The following is a 16200-nucleotide window of genomic DNA, read 5'->3' on the forward strand; positions in this document are numbered from 1 at the left end:
CCCCGCAGGCCGCGCGTCATGGCGCCCTTGCGGGCTCCCCGTCTCGGCCGGTATCCGGGCTGGCGGCGGTCCGGCTCGCCTTCCCGCGCGATGACGCGCAGTGGCCCGCGCCTGCGTGCGACCTGCACGCGAAACGCGCCAGAGCCGGCCTGCGTCACGCGACGCGGCCGCTTACCGTTGCGGGGGCAGCGCAGGTTGGCGCGCTCGCGGAGCCCGCACCCTGCTTCCCGTTTAACCGCGCATCCTGCGCGCGAGCACCGAGGCGGCGCCAGTTTAGGAGCCGGTCGCGCGAGCGTCAAGGAAGCGTCCGGACCGGCGTCGGACATGCCTATTCGCGGCAAGAAGCAGGGGTGTTACGACTGGAAACGTTACAGATGTCGGATTGCGCGGTATTCCGCGCTAAAATGCTGGGTCTTTAGAGGACGCAGCAAATGCTCAACGAACTCGAAACCCTGTCTCAAAATATTGGCCGTCTGATTTCGCTGAACAAGCGCTATCACTCGGAACGGCTCGCGCTCGAGGAGCAGGTCGCGCAATTGCGCGCGGAAGCGGATACGGTCCGCGCGGAACTCGCGCAGCTGCGCGACGAACGCAATGCGCTCGCGGCCGAGCGCGACACGCTGTCGGCGAAGATCGACGACGCCCAGGTGAAACTGAACGCGATTCTCGAAAAGCTGCCGCGCTCGAAGAGCGCGGAGCAAGCCGACAACCAGCTCGACCTGCTGGATGCGCAGGCGCGCACGGATGGCGATGACGCGGCCAGCCACGGAGAACATGCATGAGCACCAAGCAGATCGAAGTCTCGATTCTCGGTCAGCCCTATCGGCTCGCCTGTTCGGCCGAGACCGAAGCGGCGCTGCTCGAAGCGGTCGCGCGCGTCGATGCCGAAATGTCGAAAATCCGCTCGAACAGCTCGGTGCGCGGCACCGATCGCATCGCGGTGATGGCGGCGCTGTCGCTTGCGTCGGAATTGCTGCGGCTGCAAACGAGCGTGCGGCACGGTGAAGCATTTCCGGCGGAAGAAATCCGTCGTACAATGCACCAGATGAACGAACAGCTCGGCGCGGTGCTCGCACAGCACGAGACGCAGTAACGTTTGAAACGATGCGTCGATTCCGCTTGATCTCGACGGTCAACGGTGGTCAAATTGGCGCATCGAAACACAGTTCAGTCAGCTTCCCTGCCTGGTTCGCCAAGGTCATATATTCCTTGAACCAATGCCATGTGCACGGTTGCGGAAATTTGTAGCACGGGCGCGCGCGTCACTCTGTCTGATGTACCCGAAGTGCTGCTAACTGCGACCAATTCTGAACCTCAGGTTCAGGATGCCGGCCTAGCGGCCAAGGCGGGGGCCTATCCAACGGCATCGGGAACTCCCGATGCCGTTTCCTTTTTGAGGGGCTGTTTGCATGCGGAACGCGCATGCGAATGCCCGAAATCGCTCGCAGGGCAAGAAGTGAGGAGCGCCGTTTGGCCGAGCCAAACAAGTGACGAGCGACGCCGCCATGCGGGCGATTTCGGGCATTCCCGTGAATTGTATTTTTCGTTTGGGGTGCGCGTTCCGCATGCAAACAGACCCTCATGCCCCTTCTGCGTCGATTACGATCCATGCAATATTGGCTGATGAAGTCCGAACCGGACGAAGCAAGCATCGACGATCTCGCCAACGCACCGCAGCGCTCGCTGCCGTGGACCGGCGTGCGCAATTATCAAGCGCGTAATTTCATGCGCGACACGATGAAGATCGGCGACGGCGTGCTGTTCTATCACTCGAGCTGCCCCGAGCCGGGCATCGCGGGCCTCGCCGAAGTATCGTCCACGCCCTACCCCGATCCCACACAGTTCGATCCGAAAAGCCCCTATTACGACCCGAAATCGACGCAGGAAGCGCCACGCTGGCTGCTCGTCGACGTGCGCTTCGTGAAGAAGTCGCCGCTCGTGCCGCTCGCCGCGCTGCGCGAGCACGACGAGCTCGCCGACATGCGCGTGCTCGCCCGCGGCAACCGGCTGTCGATCACGCCCGTCACGCGCGCGGAATGGCGGTTCATCACCGAAAAGTTGATGAAGTAGGCACCGGCCAAAAGGTCAAATCTGTTCAGTACGCACTGCCGCAACGGAACTCGCGGCGCTTTCGCGCAGCCTAAGCAACCGCTGTCGGCCGATCGGCCGGCCGTCGTTTTTTTCGTCGCGCGGTACGCCCGCGTCGCGCACGCGTGATCCGCGTGCGCGCCCTCGCACAAGGAGTCCAACAATGACCAAGAAATCCGCACTCGCGCTGTCGCTCGCTCTCGCCGCCGCCGTTCCCGTCGCGCTGACGCTCGCGTCGCCCGCCGCGCACGCCCAGACGGCGAACCCGCACTTTCCCGAGCCGGCCGGCGTGCTGTCGCTTTCGTCGCAGGCCAGCGCCGACGTGCCGCAGGACATCATCCACATCACGCTGTTCTACGAGCAGCAGGCCAAGGACCCGGGCAGCCTCACCGCGCAGCTGAACCAGCGCGCGGATGCGGCGCTGTCGCAGGCGAAGGGCGTGTCGGGCGTCACCGCGCACACGGGCGCGTTCTCCGTGTATCCGAGCACCGATCGCGACGGCAAGATCTCCGCATGGCGCGGCCGCACCGAGGTCGCGCTCGAATCGCGCGATTTCGCCGCGGCGTCGAAGCTGGCAGGCCAGTTGTCGAACCTGATGCAGGTTGCGAACGTCGAGTTCTCGCTGTCGCCGGAAGCGCAGCGCACGGCCGAGCAGAAGCTCACGACCGAAGCGATCAAGTCGTTCCGCGCCCGCGCGGACGAAGCCGCGAAGGCGTTCGGCTACAACAGCTACACGATCCGCGACGTGAACGTCGGCAGCGGCCGCAACGTGCAGCCGTACCCGCGCATGATGGCGATGGCCGCGGCGCCGATGGACAGCGCGAAGATGAGTGCGCCGATCGCGGTCGAAGGCGGCAAGGCCACCGTGTCGGTCACCGTCAACGGCTCCGTGCAGATGAAGTAACGCAGTAACGCGCATCGCGCCGTTGTCGGAAACGAAAACGCCGGCCCGAGGGCCGGCGTTTTTCATGTGCATCCGGGTAACCGATGCGCACGCCGATCGCGCGTACATCGATACCGCGTCATGCAGCGACCTCACGCAGCCACTTCAAGCAGCCGCATTCGCGTTCGCCGCGCGACGGCGATACGCCCAGACCATCATCGCGATACCCGCGAGGATCATCGGCAGCGACAGCCACTGCCCCATCGACAGGCCGAGCGCGAGCAGGCCGAGGAAGTCGTCGGGCTCGCGCGCGAACTCGACCGTGAAACGTGCGAGGCCATAACCGATCAGGAACAGCGCGGATATCGCGCCCATCGGCCGCGGCTTGCGCGCGAACAGGAACAGCACGAAGAACAGCGCGATGCCCTCGAGCGCGATTTCATAGAGCTGCGAAGGATGGCGCGGCAGCATCTGGTATTGCATGAACACGTCGGCGAGATGCCACTTCTCGACGAGTGCCGGATGTTTCGGCAGCCATGCCGCGTCGTCGCGCATCGCCCCCGGGAACAGCATCGCCCACGGCGCCGTCGGATCGGTCACGCGGCCCCACAGCTCGCCGTTGATGAAATTGCCGAGCCGCCCCGCTGCCAGCCCCAACGGCACCATCGGCGCGACGAAATCGGTGACCTGCAGCCAGTGCCGCTTGCGCTGCCACGCGAACAGCATCATCGCGAGCGTCACGCCGAGGAAGCCGCCGTGAAACGACATGCCGCCTTCCCACACCTTGAACACGTCGAGCGGATGCGAGAAGTAGAAATCGGCCTTGTAGAACAGCACGTAGCCGAGCCGGCCGCCGAGCACGGTGCCGAGCACGCCGTAGAACATCATGTCGTCGATGTCCTTCGCGGTCCAGCCCTGCGCGGCGACATACGGCAGCTTCAGGCGGATCCGGCCGACGACGATCGCCGCGATGAAGCCGACGAGATACATGAGGCCGTACCAGCGCACGGCCAGCGGCCCGAGATGGATCGCAACGGGGTCGAAATTCGGGTGAATGATCATGGGTTAGCGAAGAAGTTTTCGAATACGGTACGGCCGTCGCACACGTGCAGGACCGCGCGTTGGACGGCGCCCGCGCGCCATCGTTCACGTCACGCGGCCGGACCCTGCGCGCGCACGACGTCGATGAAGCCGGCGAGCACGGGGCTCACGTCGCCGGTGCGCCACACGAGGCCCGTCTCGACGACCGGCGCGTGACCGGCGAGCGGCCGGTAGACCACGCCGGTGCGCCGCAGGTTACGCAGCGATTGCGGCACCAGTGCGACGCCCATGCCGGCCGACACGAGGCTGACGATCGTCTGCATCTGGATCGCCTCCTGGCCGATGCGCGGAGTTTCCCCCGCCGCGCCGTAGCAGCCCGTAATGATGTCATAAAAGCCGGGCGCCAAACGGCGCGGAAAGATCACGAGCGGAAACGCGGCGACGTCGGCGAGCTGCACGGGCTCGTCCTCGGGCGCGTCGGACGCCCCGGCCGGCATCGCGACCACCAGCGGCTCGCGCACGACGGGCAGGTACGACAGCCCGGCCGCGTGGCGCGGCGGCACGGGCGGAATGATAAGCCCGGCGTCGATGCGCCCGGCGACGAGTTCGTCGATCTGCACGTCGCTCGTCGCTTCCGTGAGCTGCAGCCGCACCTGCGGATAGCGCGCGCCGAACGCGCGCAGCAATGACGGCAGCAGCCCGTAATCGGCGGTCGACACGAACGCGAGCGACAGCGAGCCGGCCTCGCCGCGCGCGAGCCGCCGCGCCATCGGCGGCAGCGCATCGGCCGACGCGAGCAGCCGGCGCACCTCCGGCAGCAGCGCCGCGCCGACCGCCGTCAGCGCGACCGAGCGCTTGGTGCGCACGAACAGCGCGACGCCGAGCGCGTCCTCGAGCGCGCGGATCGCCTGCGACAACGGCGGCTGCGTCATCGACAGCCGCTCGGCCGCGCGGCCGAAATGGCGCTCGTCGGCGACGGTCGCGAAATAGCGCCACTGGCGCAGGTCGGGGATCGGATCGGCCATGCTCGACTCATTCGTAAAACGACTTAATAGGCGACAAATAATATATTGGACATCCCAGAACGGAAACTCCATGCTTGATCGACCCACCCGGCGCACTGTTCGCGCCGGCGTCGCCAAAACAACGATGGAGCTCCCCATGTCGTACAACCGCCGCTCTAAAAACATCACGCAAGGCGTGGCCCGTTCGCCGAACCGCTCGATGTACTACGCGCTCGGCTACCAGAAGGACGATTTCGACAAGCCGATGATCGGCATCGCGAACGGCCATTCGACGATCACGCCGTGCAATTCCGGCCTGCAGCGGCTGTCGGACGCGGCGGTCGACGCCGTGAAGGCGGCCGGCGCGAACCCGCAGATCTTCGGCACGCCGACGATTTCGGACGGCATGTCGATGGGCACCGAAGGGATGAAGTACTCGCTCGTGTCGCGCGAAGTGATCGCCGACTGCATCGAAACCTGCGTGCAGGGCCAGTGGATGGACGGCGTGGTAGTCGTCGGCGGCTGCGACAAGAACATGCCGGGCGGCATGATCGCGCTCGCGCGCCTGAACGTGCCGGGCATCTACGTGTACGGCGGCACGATCCGCCCCGGCAACTGGAAGGGCCGGGACCTGACGATCGTGTCGTCGTTCGAGGCCGTCGGCGAATTCACCGCGGGCCGGATGTCGCAGGAGGATTTCGAAGGCGTCGAGAAGAACGCGTGCCCGACGTCGGGTTCGTGCGGCGGCATGTACACCGCGAACACGATGAGCTCGTCGTTCGAGGCGCTCGGGATGTCGCTGCTGTATTCGTCGACGATGGCGAATCCCGACCAGGAGAAAGTCGATTCGGCCGCCGAATCGGCGCGCGTGCTGGTCGAGGCCGTGAAACGCGACCTGAAGCCGCGCGACATCATCACGAAGAAATCGATCGAGAACGCGGTGTCGGTGATCATGGCCACCGGCGGCTCGACCAATGCGGTGCTGCACTATCTCGCGATCGCGCACGCGGCCGAGGTCGACTGGACGATCGACGACTTCGAACGCATCCGCAAGCGGGTACCGGTGATCTGCGACCTGAAGCCGTCGGGACAGTACGTCGCGACCGACCTGCACCGGGCCGGCGGGATTCCGCAGGTGCTGAAGATCCTGCTCGATGCGGGGCTGCTGCACGGCGACTGCATGACGATCACCGGCCGCACGATCGCCGACGAGCTGAAGGACGTGCCGGCCGCGCCGCGCGCGGATCAGGACGTGATCTTTCCGATCGACCGCGCGCTGTACAAGGAAGGCCATCTGGCGATCCTGAAGGGCAATCTCGCGGAAGACGGCGCGGTCGCGAAAATCACCGGCCTGAAAAACCCGGTGATCACGGGCCCGGCGCGCGTGTTCGACGACGAGCAGAGCGCGATGGATGCGATCCTCGGCGACCGGATCCGGGCGGGCGACATCCTCGTGCTGCGCTACCTCGGCCCGCAGGGCGGCCCCGGCATGCCGGAAATGCTCGCACCGACGTCCGCGATCATCGGCAAGGGGCTTGGCGAATCGGTCGGCTTCATCACGGACGGCCGCTTCTCGGGCGGCACCTGGGGCATGGTGGTCGGCCACGTCGCGCCGGAGGCGTTCGTCGGCGGCACGATCGCACTGGTGCAGGAAGGCGATTCGATCACGATCGACGCGCACCGGCTGCTGCTGCAACTGAACGTCGACGATGCGGAACTCGCACGCCGCCGCGCCGCGTGGCGGCAGCCCGCGCCGCGCTATACGCGCGGCGTGCTCGCGAAATTCGCGGCGCTTGCCCGGCCGGCGAACCAAGGGGCGGTCACGGGTTGAGGCAGGGCACCATCTCATGCGACCCCGATAAACGGGCCACCGGGGGAACGCGCAAAACGTGCTTCCCCTTTGCTTCTATAATGCGCGGACCATGAAGCCGGCCATCCCCGCCGGCGGAGAACCGCATGAAACAGACGATATTGCGCGTGCTGCTCGCGACGCTGCTGACCGGCGGCGCGGCGGCGGCGCGCGCCGACCAGGCCGACGGGCTCGCGCTCGCGCAGCGCAAGAACTGCATGGCCTGCCATGCGATCGGCAAGCCGCTGATGGGTCCGTCGTTCCACGACATCGCCGGCAAGTACGCGACGCGCAACGACGCCGCCGATTATCTTGCGCAATCGATAGTGAAAGGCAGCGTCGGCGTATGGGGCAGCGTGCCGATGCCCGCCAACACGCAACTGACGGGCACCGAAGCCCGCACGCTCGCCCAGTGGGTGCTGTCGGTTCGCTGAATCGGATATCCGCGCGACGCACCGACGCGGTGTGCAGGGCGTGGCAGGCAGGCAACCGCGTACCGCCCGACCGGCGGCACATCACCGCCGGCTTCGCAGGCCCTTACTGGACCGCCCCCTTTTCACCGCCGCGAGCGATTGCCGTTCAGCCGGAGTGACCGGCGCGGCGGCGGGCGATCTCTTCATCGACCGCATCGCGTACCCAGTCCATCACCTCTGTTTCCAGCGCGAGGGCGACTTCGCGCGTGACCTGGCCGACCAGCCAGGCCGAATGCTCGTGCAGCGCATCGCGACAACGCGCTTCGATGGCCTCGCGCCCCGGCCCGGTCAGATAGTTCGTCAGGCGATTGCGAAGCCGTTCGGCGATGTGCTGCGCATCTTCCGGCGTCAGCGCGGCGGCGTCCGATGCTTCCGGTTGCAGCGCTGCGCTCGGCAGGACCGCCTCCGGCATTGCCGCGTCCGGCGCGTGCCCGGCCGCTTCGTGCGCAATCGGAGCGAACGTGTGCTGCGGCAGACCGTCTTCGACCAGCGACGAGCGCAGCGGCGCCGTCATCACCGCCACCTCTTCGGCAACTACGTGCTCCGATGCGCCGGGTCCGGCCGGCGCATCGGTGTCGCCCGCAGCGGCGGCCATCGCCACGTCGCCCGGCAGTTCGACGGTCGGCACGTGCGGTGTCGGCACGGGTTCGACCACGACGGAATCGGGGTCGGCTTCGGTTTGACGGGATTCGGCCGGCGCGGCCGCGGCGGCGCCCGGTGCGATCACGTCGGTGAGCACCGGAATCGCCGCGCTTCCGTGCGGCCCGGGTGCGGCAGACGCGGGCGAGCGCGCCGGCGCCGGCTTGCCGGGCACCAGCACGTCGGTCAGCGTCGGGATCGAGGATGAATCGGCTTCTGTCACGGGAACACTCCGTCGACGGTTGCGGCTAGCCGCCCTGCTTGTAGTTGTTCAGCGCGTAGCCGCGGTCGCGGTAGAACCGGTAGCGGTCGCGGCCCGCGGCCAGCTCGTCCGGCGCGTTGCCGACCACTTCGAGCAGGCGCTCGAAGCGGGCGAACTGCGCGGGCACGGTCGCGCCGAGGTTCAGCAGCACGTGATGATGCGGCGCGCGGTCGAGATCGGCGGCCAGCACGATCGGCGTACCGGCTGCGTGCTCGCTGTCGACGCCGCAATGCGGGATGAAATCGAGCGGCGAGAACGTCCAGAGCCGCTCGTCGAGCGCGCGCAGGCGCGCGGGCTCGGCGAGCACGACGACTGGCTGCCCGGCCAGATAGGCCTTGCGCAGCAGCCGGCACGCGTACGCGAGCGAATCGCCGACGTTCGAGTGGAAATCGATCCGCGTCATTGCCCGCGCACCCGCGGCGTCGTCAGCCCCGCCATCACTGGCCGGCGCGGTCGATCAGGAACTGCGCGAGCAGCGGCACCGGACGCCCCGTCGCGCCCTTCGCGGCACCGCCCTTCCATGCGGTGCCCGCGATGTCGAGGTGAGCCCACGGATAGCTGTCGGTGAAGCGCGACAGGAAGCATGCGGCCGTCACGGCGCCGGCCGGACGCCCGCCGATGTTCGCGAGATCCGCGAAATTCGACTTCAGCTGATCCTGGTATTCGTCGTCGAGCGGCATGCGCCATGCCGGGTCGTTCGCCTCGCGCGATGCGTCGAGCAGTTCGCCCGCGAGCGCGTCGTTGGTCGAGAACAGCCCGCTGTTGTGGCCGCCCAGCGCGATCACGCACGCGCCCGTCAGCGTCGCGACGTCGATCACGGCGGCCGGCTTGAAGCGCTCGGCATACGTGAGTGCGTCGCACAGGATCAGGCGGCCTTCGGCGTCGGTGTTCAGGACCTCGATCGTCAGCCCCTTCATGCTGGTGACGATGTCGCCCGGCTTCGTCGCGTTGCCGCCCGGCATGTTCTCGCAGGTCGGCACGATCGCGACGACGTTGATCTTCAGGCCCATCTCGGCGACCGCGCGGATCGTGCCGAGCACCGAGCCCGCGCCGCACATGTCGTACTTCATCTCGTCCATGCCTTCGCCCGGCTTCAGCGAGATGCCGCCCGTATCGAACGTGATGCCCTTGCCGACCAGCACGACCGGCGCGGCCTTCGCGGCGCCGCCCTGGTAGTGCAGCACGATGAACTGCGGCGGCTCGACCGATGCGCGCGCGACCGACAGGAACGACCCCATCTTCAGCGCCTGGATCTGCTTGAGCCCGAGCACTTCGGCCTTCAGGCCCCAATCCTTCGCGATCTGCTTCGCGGTGTTGCCCAGGTAGGTCGGCGTGCAGACGTTGCCCGGCAGGTTGCCGAGGTCGCGGGTCAGATCCATCCCGTTCGCGAGCGCGACGGCCTGCTTGATCGCGACCTTCGCGGCCTTTTCGTCGGCCGGATCGACGCTGAACACGACGCGCTTGAGCGTGTGCGACGCCGGTTCCGGCTTGCTCTTCATCTGCGTGAAGCGGTACGTCTCGTTGCGCAGCGCGAGGATCGCGGCGCGCACGCCCCAGTCGGAGCTGCGCTCGTCGACCGGCAGTTGCGCGAGCGAGAACGTGACCTGGACGACCTTGGTCGCCAGCAGCGCGCGCCACGCGGCCGTCACCGCATCGTTGTAGGCTTTCTGATTGAAAGCATCCTGCTTGCCGAGCCCGACGAGCAGCACGCGCGACGCGCCGATGCCCGATACTTCGTGCAGGAACAGCGTCTTGCCGCGCTTGCCGTCCATGTCGCCGGCCTTCACCACGCGCGAGATCAGCCCCTTGGTGGCCGTGTCGATGTCGAGCGCCGCGCCCGACAGCGTCTGCGCCTCGAAGATGCCGAGCACGATGCAGTCGGACTTCCCGGTCAGGAACCCCTTGGCTTCGCCTTTGCTCCAATCACAGCCTTTTATGCTAAAGTCCATCGCGCTTGTCCTCGGATAAAATCTGGGCTAAGGATGAAAGCCGCAATTATCCGCTATTTTTCCCGTGGCGGCGCGAGCGCCCCACCACGCGTGCGCAGCCTCCCGCCCTCTTCTCATCAAGAATGATCTTCGAACGCTCCCTCCAGCGCGAGCTTGCGTATACGGCTGGCGCCGTGTTCATGGTGCTGCTCACGATCATGCTCACGACGATGATGATTCGCATCGTCGGCTACGCCGCGTCCGGCGAAATCGATCCGCGGGACGTGCTCGTGCTGATCGGCCTGACCGTGATCGGCTATCTCGCCGTGATGCTGGTCGTCACGCTGTTCGTGTCGATCCTGTTCGTGCTGACCCGGTGGTACCGGGACTCCGAAATGGTCGTGTGGCTCGCGTCTGGCGTGAGCCTCACCCGCCTCATCAAGCCAATAGGCGTGTTCGCCGCGCCGATCATCCTGCTGATCACGTTCTTCGCGTTCGTCGGCTGGCCGTGGTCGAACCAGCAGAGCAAGCTGATCAAGGCGCGCTTCCAGCAGCGCGACGAAATCTCGCTGCTCGCGCCCGGCCAGTTCCGCGAATCGGCCGCGAACCATCGGGTGTTCTTCATCGAGAAGATGTCGCCCGACCAGAGCAAGGTGCAGAACGTCTTCGTCACGTCGACGGAAAACGGCAAGCTCAACGTGGTCGTGTCGCAAACCGGCCATACGGAAACCTCGAAGGACGGCGATCGCTTCGTCGTCCTCGAGGACGGCCGCCGCTACGACGGTACGCCCGGCCAGCCGAACTTCAAGATCATGGAGTTCGAGCGCTACGGCGTGAAGATCACGAGCAAGCCGGTCGTCAACGTGCAGACCACCAACAGCACGCCCACGCCCGACCTGCTGCGCAACCCGACGCGCGACAACCTCGCGGAATTCGCATGGCGCGCGGGGCTGCCGCTGATCGCGATCAACCTGATGGTGCTCGGCATCCCACTCTCGTACCAGAACCCGCGCCGCAGCCGCACGATCAACCTCGTGATGGCCGTGCTGATCTACCTCACGTACTCGAACCTGCTGAACGTCGTGCAGGCGCAGATCGAGCAGGGCAAGATGTCGTTCGGCGTCGGTCTGGTCGGCCTGCACGTGCTCGTCGCGGCGATCGTCGCATTCATTTTCTGGTTGCGCGTGCGCAATCGTCCGCTGTTGACACGCGCGCTGTTCGGCCGCTCGGGAGCATGATCGATGCGGCTCTATGAAAAGTACTTCGCGCGGCAAATTTACGTCACGTTCGTCTTCATCCTGTTCGCGTTCTCCGGTCTGTTCTTCTTCTTCGACCTGATCAGCGAACTGAATTCGGTCGGGCACGGCAACTACAAGTTCGGCTACGCGGTGCTGCGCGTCGCGCTGCAGACGCCGTCGCGCTTCTACGAGATCATCCCGGTCGCCGCGCTGATCAGCGCGATCTACGTGTTCGCGCAAATGGCCGCGAACTCGGAATTCACGATCTTCCGCGTGTCGGGCCTCGCGACCAACCAGGCGCTGCGCTCGCTGCTGAAGATCGGCGTGCCGCTCGTGATCGTCACCTACCTGATCGGCGAATTCGTCGGCCCGTACGCCGACCAGTTGTCCGAACGCGTGCGGCTGCAGGCGCTCGGCGCATCGGTGTCGTCGAACTTCCAGTCGGGCGTGTGGGTGAAGGACACGCTCGCGGCCCGCGAGAACGGCGAGCAGGTCACGCGCTTCGTCAACGTCGGCAGCCTGTCGCCCGACTCGACGATCAGCAACGTGCGCATCTACGAATTCGACTCGAAATTCCAGCTGCAGAACGTGCGGATCGCGCAGACCGGCCGCTACGAGCCGCCCGGCCACTGGCTGCTGACGGGCGTCACCGAAACCGAGCTGACGCCGATCAAGCCGATCAGCGGCCAGCCGGCCGATGCGCTGAACCCCGTGTACCGGTCGCAGCAGGTGTCGCTGCCCGAATACCGGCTGCGGTCCGACCTGACGCCGCAGATTCTGTCGGTGCTGCTCGTGTCGCCGGAGCGCATGTCGATCATCAACCTGTTCCGCTACATCCAGCACTTGCGCGAAAACCAGCAGGACACGCAGCGCTACGACATCGCGCTGTGGCGCAAGCTGCTGTATCCGTTCGCGGTGTTCGTGATGCTCGTGCTGTCGCTGCCGTTCGCGTATCTGCACACGCGGGCCGGCGTGGTCGGCGTGAAGGTGTTCGGCGGCATCATGCTCGGCATGAGCTTCCAGCTGCTCAACACGCTGTTCTCGCACATCGGCACGCTGAACACGTGGCCCGCGCCGCTCACCGCCGCGACGCCGGGCCTCATCTATCTCGCGCTCGGCCTGTTCGCGCTCAAATGGGTCGACCGGCACTGAGCGCCGCGTCGCGACGGAGGCTTCGACATGCATTCGCACGGTATCGTCCTGTTCGGCCACGGCGCCCGCGACCCGCGCTGGGCCGAGCCGTTCGAGCGGCTCGCCGCGCGGCTGCGCGGCGCCTCCCCGGCCGCGCAGGTGTCGCTCGCGTTCCTCGAACTGATGACGCCGTCGCTCGGTGAGGCCGTGGCCGCGCAAGTCGCGGCCGGCTGCGCGCGCATCACCGTGGTGCCCGTATTCTTCGGCCAGGGCGGCCATGTCCGCCGCGACCTGCCGCAGCTCGTCGACGCATGCCGCGCCGCGCATCCGGGCGTCGAGATCCGTTGCGCGACGGCGGTCGGCGAAGACGACGGCGTGCTCGACGCGGTCGCGCGCTATTGCATCGAGCAGGTCGGCGACGACACGTAGCAGCCGGCGCATTCGTCGTACCCAACGAAAAAGCGCCGGCATCTGCCAGCGCTTTTTTCGTTTGGGACTGCGTTCGAGCCGCGCTCAGGCGGCATTGCGGATTGGATCGCCCGCCTGCGCGAGCCGTGCGCGTTCGGCGAACGCATCGCCGATCATCAGCAGGCTCGGCTCCGCCGGATCGAGCCACGCCTGCGCGTCGCCGGCCGCCATCTGCGCGAGCGTGAGCGTCAGCGTGCGTTCGCGCGCGGTGCTGCAGGCCTCGACGATCGCCACCGGCGTCGCCGGCGCACGGCCGGCGTCGATCAGCTCCTGCGCGATGCCGGGCGCGCTGTCGCGGCCCATGTAGTAGACGATCGAATCGGCGCGTGCGGCTTCGCGGATCTCGTCGCTGCCCGGTGCGCGGCTGTGCGTCGCGAACGCGACGCTGCGCGACACGCCGCGCAACGTCAGCGAACGCTTCAGCGTCGCCGCGCCGGCCAGCGCTGCGGTGATGCCCGGCACGACCTCGTAGTCGATGCCGGCCGCTTCGAGCGCCCGCATTTCCTCTTCGGCTCGGCCGAACAGCATCGGATCACCACCCTTCAGCCGCACGACGCATGCATGCTCGCGCGCCGCATCGACGATCTGCTTGTTGATGAAATGCTGCGCGGTCGAACGCTGCCCGCAGCGCTTGCCGACCGCGATCTTGCGCGCGCTCGGCGCATAGTCGAGCATCGCGGGCTCGACGAGCGCGTCGTGCAGCACGACGTCGGCCTGCTCGAGCAGCCGCACGCCGCGTACCGTGATGAGATCCGCGGCGCCCGGCCCTGCTCCGATCAGATATACCTTGCCCATGTTTGTCGCTTCGCTAGGGTCCTGCCGCGGCGGCCGGTTCGCCGCCGCGCAGATTGACGATTACGCCGAGAACGCGCGGATCATGCCCGCGGCGACCGTGTGATGCGTCGCCTCGTCGATCAGCACGAACGCGCCCGTACCGGGGTGCGCATCGTAGGTGTCGCAGACGATCGGCTTCTGCAGCGTCAGCGCCACGCGGCCGATGTCGTTCATCTTCAGTTCCTGACGGTCGGTCGCGTGCGACAGCGTATGCACGTCGAGCACCTGCTTGACCGCGCCGATCTTCGCGAAGACCGTGCTGGTGGTCTGCTTCAGCAGGTACTTGCGCTGCTGCGACAGCGGCGCGTCGTCGAACCAGCACAGGTCGGCTTCCAGCTTCTTGGCCGGCTCGACCGGCTCGGCCGTCGTGACGAACATGTCGCCGCGCGACACGTCGACGTCCTCTTCGAGACGGATCGTCACCGTCTGGCCCGCGAACGCATGCGCGACCGACGCGGTGCCGCCCGGCACCGGTGCGACGATCTCGGCAACGGTCGCGGTGCGGTTCGACGGCAGCACGACGATCGCGTCGCCGACCTTCACTTCGCCCGACTCGATCCGGCCCATGTAGCCGCGGAAATCGTCGGCCGAGCTGCCGTCCTGGCGCGCGACCCACTGCACCGGGAAGCGCAGCGCGTCATGCGCCTGCGTCTCGACCGGCAGCGACTCGAGCACGTCGAGCAGCGGCTCGCCCGCGTACCACGGCATGCGCTCGCTCGCGCCGACGATGTTGTCGCCCTTCAGCGCCGACACCGGCACGAAGCGCACGTCGGTCAGGCCGAGCTGCTTCGCGAGCGCGACGTACGCGTCGCGGATCTCGTTGAAGCGCGCCTCGCTGTAGTCGACGAGGTCCATCTTGTTGATCGCGACGATCACGTGCTGCAGCCCGAGCAGCTTGACGATCGCGCTGTGGCGCTTGGTCTGCGGCAGCAGTTGCACGACGCCGTTCTCGACCGTGATGCGCGTCGCGTCGATCAGCACGATCGCCGCGTGCGCGGTCGATGCGCCCGTCACCATGTTGCGCGTGTACTGCTCGTGGCCCGGCGTGTCGGCGATGATGAACTTGCGCTTCGCGGTCGCGAAGTAGCGGTACGCGACGTCGATCGTGATGCCCTGCTCGCGCTCGGCTTCGAGGCCGTCCGTCAGCAGCGCGAGATCGAGCTCGTCGCCGACCGTGCGCTTGTTCTTCGCGCGCGACAGCGCGGACAGCTGGTCGGACAGCACGGCCTTGCTGTCGTACAGCAGGCGGCCGATCAGCGTGCTCTTGCCGTCGTCGACGCTGCCCGCGGTGATGAAGCGCAACACGCCGAGGTCTTCGTTGTTCTCGATGATGCTCATGATGTGAATGTCCTCGTGTGCTTCAGAAATAACCTTGCTTCTTGCGCTGTTCCATCGCGGCTTCGGATGCCTGGTCGTCCATCCGGGTCGCGCCGCGCTCAGTGATCTCGGTCACCGCCGTCTCGGCGATGATCTTCTCGACGTCGTCCGCGTCGCTCTCGACCGGGCACGTGCAGCTGATGTCGCCGACCGTGCGGAAGCGCACTTGCGCGAGCTCGCTCGTCTCGCCGTCACGCATCGGCGTGAGCGGCGTGACCGGCACGAGCAGCCCGTTGCGGCGCACGATCTCGCGCTGGTGCGCGTAGTAGATCGACGGCAGTTCGAGATTCTCGCGTGCGATGTACTGCCACACGTCGAGCTCGGTCCAGTTCGAGATCGGGAACACGCGCAGATGCTCGCCCTTGTGCAGGCGGGCGTTGTACAGGCTCCACAGTTCCGGGCGCTGCGCCTTCGGGTCCCACTGGCCGAATTCATCGCGGAACGAGAAGATGCGTTCCTTCGCACGTGCCTTCTCTTCGTCGCGGCGCGCGCCGCCGATCAGCGCCGTGTAACCGTGCTGCTCGATCGTTTCCAGCAGCGTGACGGCCTGCGCGGCATTGCGCGAATCGGTTTCGCGGCGCAGCACGACCGTGCCGCGCTTGATCGAATCCTCGACGTGGCCGACCACCAGCTCGGCGCCGAGCTCTTGCGCACGGCGATCGCGGAAGTCGATCACTTCCTCGTAGTTGTGGCCCGTGTCGATGTGCACGAGCGGGAACGGCAGCGACGTCTTGCGGCTCGCGCCGAGGCCGAAGGCCTTCAGCGCCAGATGCAGCACGACGACCGAATCCTTGCCTCCCGAGAACAGCAGCGCCGGCTTGCTGCATTCGGCAACGAGTTCGCGCAGGATGTGGATCGACTCGGCTTCGAGCCAGTCGAGGTGGCCCATGCGGCTGCTGTCGCCGGTGGGCGGGGCAAAGGCGGATTGCTCGAGCGTCGTGCTCATGATTTCAGTCCTTCTCTTCTGGGTTCGTGCCGCCCGCTG

The 16200-nt window shown here is 66.8% G+C and carries 17 protein-coding genes, 1 other RNA gene and 1 riboswitch; of the genes, 10 read left to right on the forward strand and 8 right to left on the reverse strand.

The genetic code is table 11. The features are described from left to right. Positions 1–27: 27 nt before the first annotated feature. Positions 28–277: riboswitch (cobalamin riboswitch) on the reverse strand. A 154-nt stretch (positions 278–431) separates the two neighbouring features. From GJG85_RS12980 to GJG85_RS13000, 5 genes are all read left to right on the forward strand, one after another. Further along, positions 432–782 (forward strand): ATPase, encoded by a 351-nt coding sequence (locus GJG85_RS12980; protein ID WP_006478092.1) that lies wholly within the window; start codon positions 432–434, stop codon positions 780–782. Beyond that, entirely contained in the window at positions 779–1093 is a 315-nt protein-coding gene (locus GJG85_RS12985) for a cell division protein ZapA (protein ID WP_006478091.1), read from the forward strand. The genes GJG85_RS12980 and GJG85_RS12985 overlap by 4 nt, the downstream gene beginning before the upstream one ends. A gap of 81 nt (positions 1094–1174) precedes the next feature. Then, positions 1175–1356, forward strand: a non-coding RNA gene (gene ssrS / locus GJG85_RS12990) — 6S RNA. 252 nt (positions 1357–1608) lie between these two features. Continuing rightward, positions 1609–2070, forward strand: a complete 462-nt coding sequence (locus tag GJG85_RS12995; protein ID WP_006478090.1) for an EVE domain-containing protein — start codon at positions 1609–1611, stop codon at positions 2068–2070. A gap of 181 nt (positions 2071–2251) precedes the next feature. Continuing rightward, positions 2252–2992, forward strand: a complete 741-nt coding sequence (locus GJG85_RS13000; protein ID WP_050012064.1) for an SIMPL domain-containing protein — start codon at positions 2252–2254, stop codon at positions 2990–2992. A 144-nt stretch (positions 2993–3136) separates the two neighbouring features. Here GJG85_RS13000 and lgt read toward each other — a convergent pair whose 3' ends face one another. After that, complete coding sequence (gene lgt / locus GJG85_RS13005; protein ID WP_050012065.1) at positions 3137–4033, reverse strand: prolipoprotein diacylglyceryl transferase; 897 nt, start codon at positions 4031–4033, stop codon at positions 3137–3139. 89 nt (positions 4034–4122) lie between these two features. Beyond that, positions 4123–5037 (reverse strand): LysR substrate-binding domain-containing protein, encoded by a 915-nt coding sequence (locus GJG85_RS13010; protein WP_050012066.1) that lies wholly within the window; start codon positions 5035–5037, stop codon positions 4123–4125. A gap of 136 nt (positions 5038–5173) precedes the next feature. Between GJG85_RS13010 and ilvD the strand changes: the two genes are divergently transcribed. Both ilvD and GJG85_RS13020 read left to right on the forward strand, forming a co-directional pair. Then, the gene (gene ilvD, locus GJG85_RS13015) at positions 5174–6847 is read left to right on the forward strand and encodes a dihydroxy-acid dehydratase (RefSeq protein ID WP_050012067.1); all 1674 of its coding nucleotides are present in this window, start codon (positions 5174–5176) and stop codon (positions 6845–6847) included. 125 nt (positions 6848–6972) lie between these two features. Continuing rightward, the gene (locus tag GJG85_RS13020) at positions 6973–7299 is read left to right on the forward strand and encodes a c-type cytochrome (protein ID WP_050012068.1); all 327 of its coding nucleotides are present in this window, start codon (positions 6973–6975) and stop codon (positions 7297–7299) included. 145 nt (positions 7300–7444) lie between these two features. On the opposite strand, the gene GJG85_RS13025 is transcribed toward GJG85_RS13020, so the two are convergent. From GJG85_RS13025 to GJG85_RS13035, 3 genes are read right to left on the reverse strand one after another with little or no spacing between them, the layout of a single operon-like run. After that, complete coding sequence (locus GJG85_RS13025; RefSeq protein ID WP_050012069.1) at positions 7445–8200, reverse strand: DUF2486 family protein; 756 nt, start codon at positions 8198–8200, stop codon at positions 7445–7447. Positions 8201–8225: 25 nt separating this feature from the next. Beyond that, complete coding sequence (locus GJG85_RS13030) at positions 8226–8642, reverse strand: DNA polymerase III subunit chi (RefSeq protein ID WP_050012070.1); 417 nt, start codon at positions 8640–8642, stop codon at positions 8226–8228. 34 nt (positions 8643–8676) lie between these two features. Further along, complete coding sequence (locus tag GJG85_RS13035) at positions 8677–10188, reverse strand: leucyl aminopeptidase (protein WP_050012071.1); 1512 nt, start codon at positions 10186–10188, stop codon at positions 8677–8679. A 122-nt stretch (positions 10189–10310) separates the two neighbouring features. Here GJG85_RS13035 and lptF point away from each other — a divergent pair, with 122 nt between their 5' ends. Genes lptF through GJG85_RS13050 form a run of 3 tightly spaced genes read left to right on the forward strand, consistent with a single transcriptional unit; the run spans position 10311 to position 12965 of the window. Beyond that, entirely contained in the window at positions 10311–11405 is a 1095-nt protein-coding gene (lptF, locus tag GJG85_RS13040) for an LPS export ABC transporter permease LptF (RefSeq protein WP_050012072.1), read from the forward strand. Positions 11406–11408: 3 nt separating this feature from the next. Beyond that, positions 11409–12557, forward strand: coding sequence for an LPS export ABC transporter permease LptG (lptG, locus tag GJG85_RS13045; protein ID WP_050012073.1), 1149 nt, complete (start codon positions 11409–11411; stop codon positions 12555–12557). A 27-nt stretch (positions 12558–12584) separates the two neighbouring features. Continuing rightward, positions 12585–12965, forward strand: a complete 381-nt coding sequence (locus GJG85_RS13050; RefSeq protein WP_050012074.1) for a CbiX/SirB N-terminal domain-containing protein — start codon at positions 12585–12587, stop codon at positions 12963–12965. An 84-nt stretch (positions 12966–13049) separates the two neighbouring features. Here the strand turns inward: GJG85_RS13050 and cobA are convergent, their stop codons facing one another. The 3 genes from cobA to cysD are packed head-to-tail and all read right to left on the reverse strand — an operon-like array spanning position 13050 to position 16161. Beyond that, on the reverse strand, positions 13050–13799 hold the full coding sequence (gene cobA, locus GJG85_RS13055) for a uroporphyrinogen-III C-methyltransferase (protein ID WP_050012075.1): 750 nt from the start codon (positions 13797–13799) through the stop codon (positions 13050–13052). A 60-nt stretch (positions 13800–13859) separates the two neighbouring features. Then, positions 13860–15176, reverse strand: coding sequence for a sulfate adenylyltransferase subunit 1 (locus tag GJG85_RS13060; protein ID WP_050012076.1), 1317 nt, complete (start codon positions 15174–15176; stop codon positions 13860–13862). A 22-nt stretch (positions 15177–15198) separates the two neighbouring features. Further along, entirely contained in the window at positions 15199–16161 is a 963-nt protein-coding gene (gene cysD, locus GJG85_RS13065; protein ID WP_050012077.1) for a sulfate adenylyltransferase subunit CysD, read from the reverse strand. Positions 16162–16200: the final 39 nt, after the last annotated feature.

Origin of the sequence: Burkholderia sp. MS389, assembly GCF_016899425.1 — a bacterium.
Classification (GTDB): Bacteria; Pseudomonadota; Gammaproteobacteria; order Burkholderiales; family Burkholderiaceae; genus Burkholderia; species Burkholderia sola.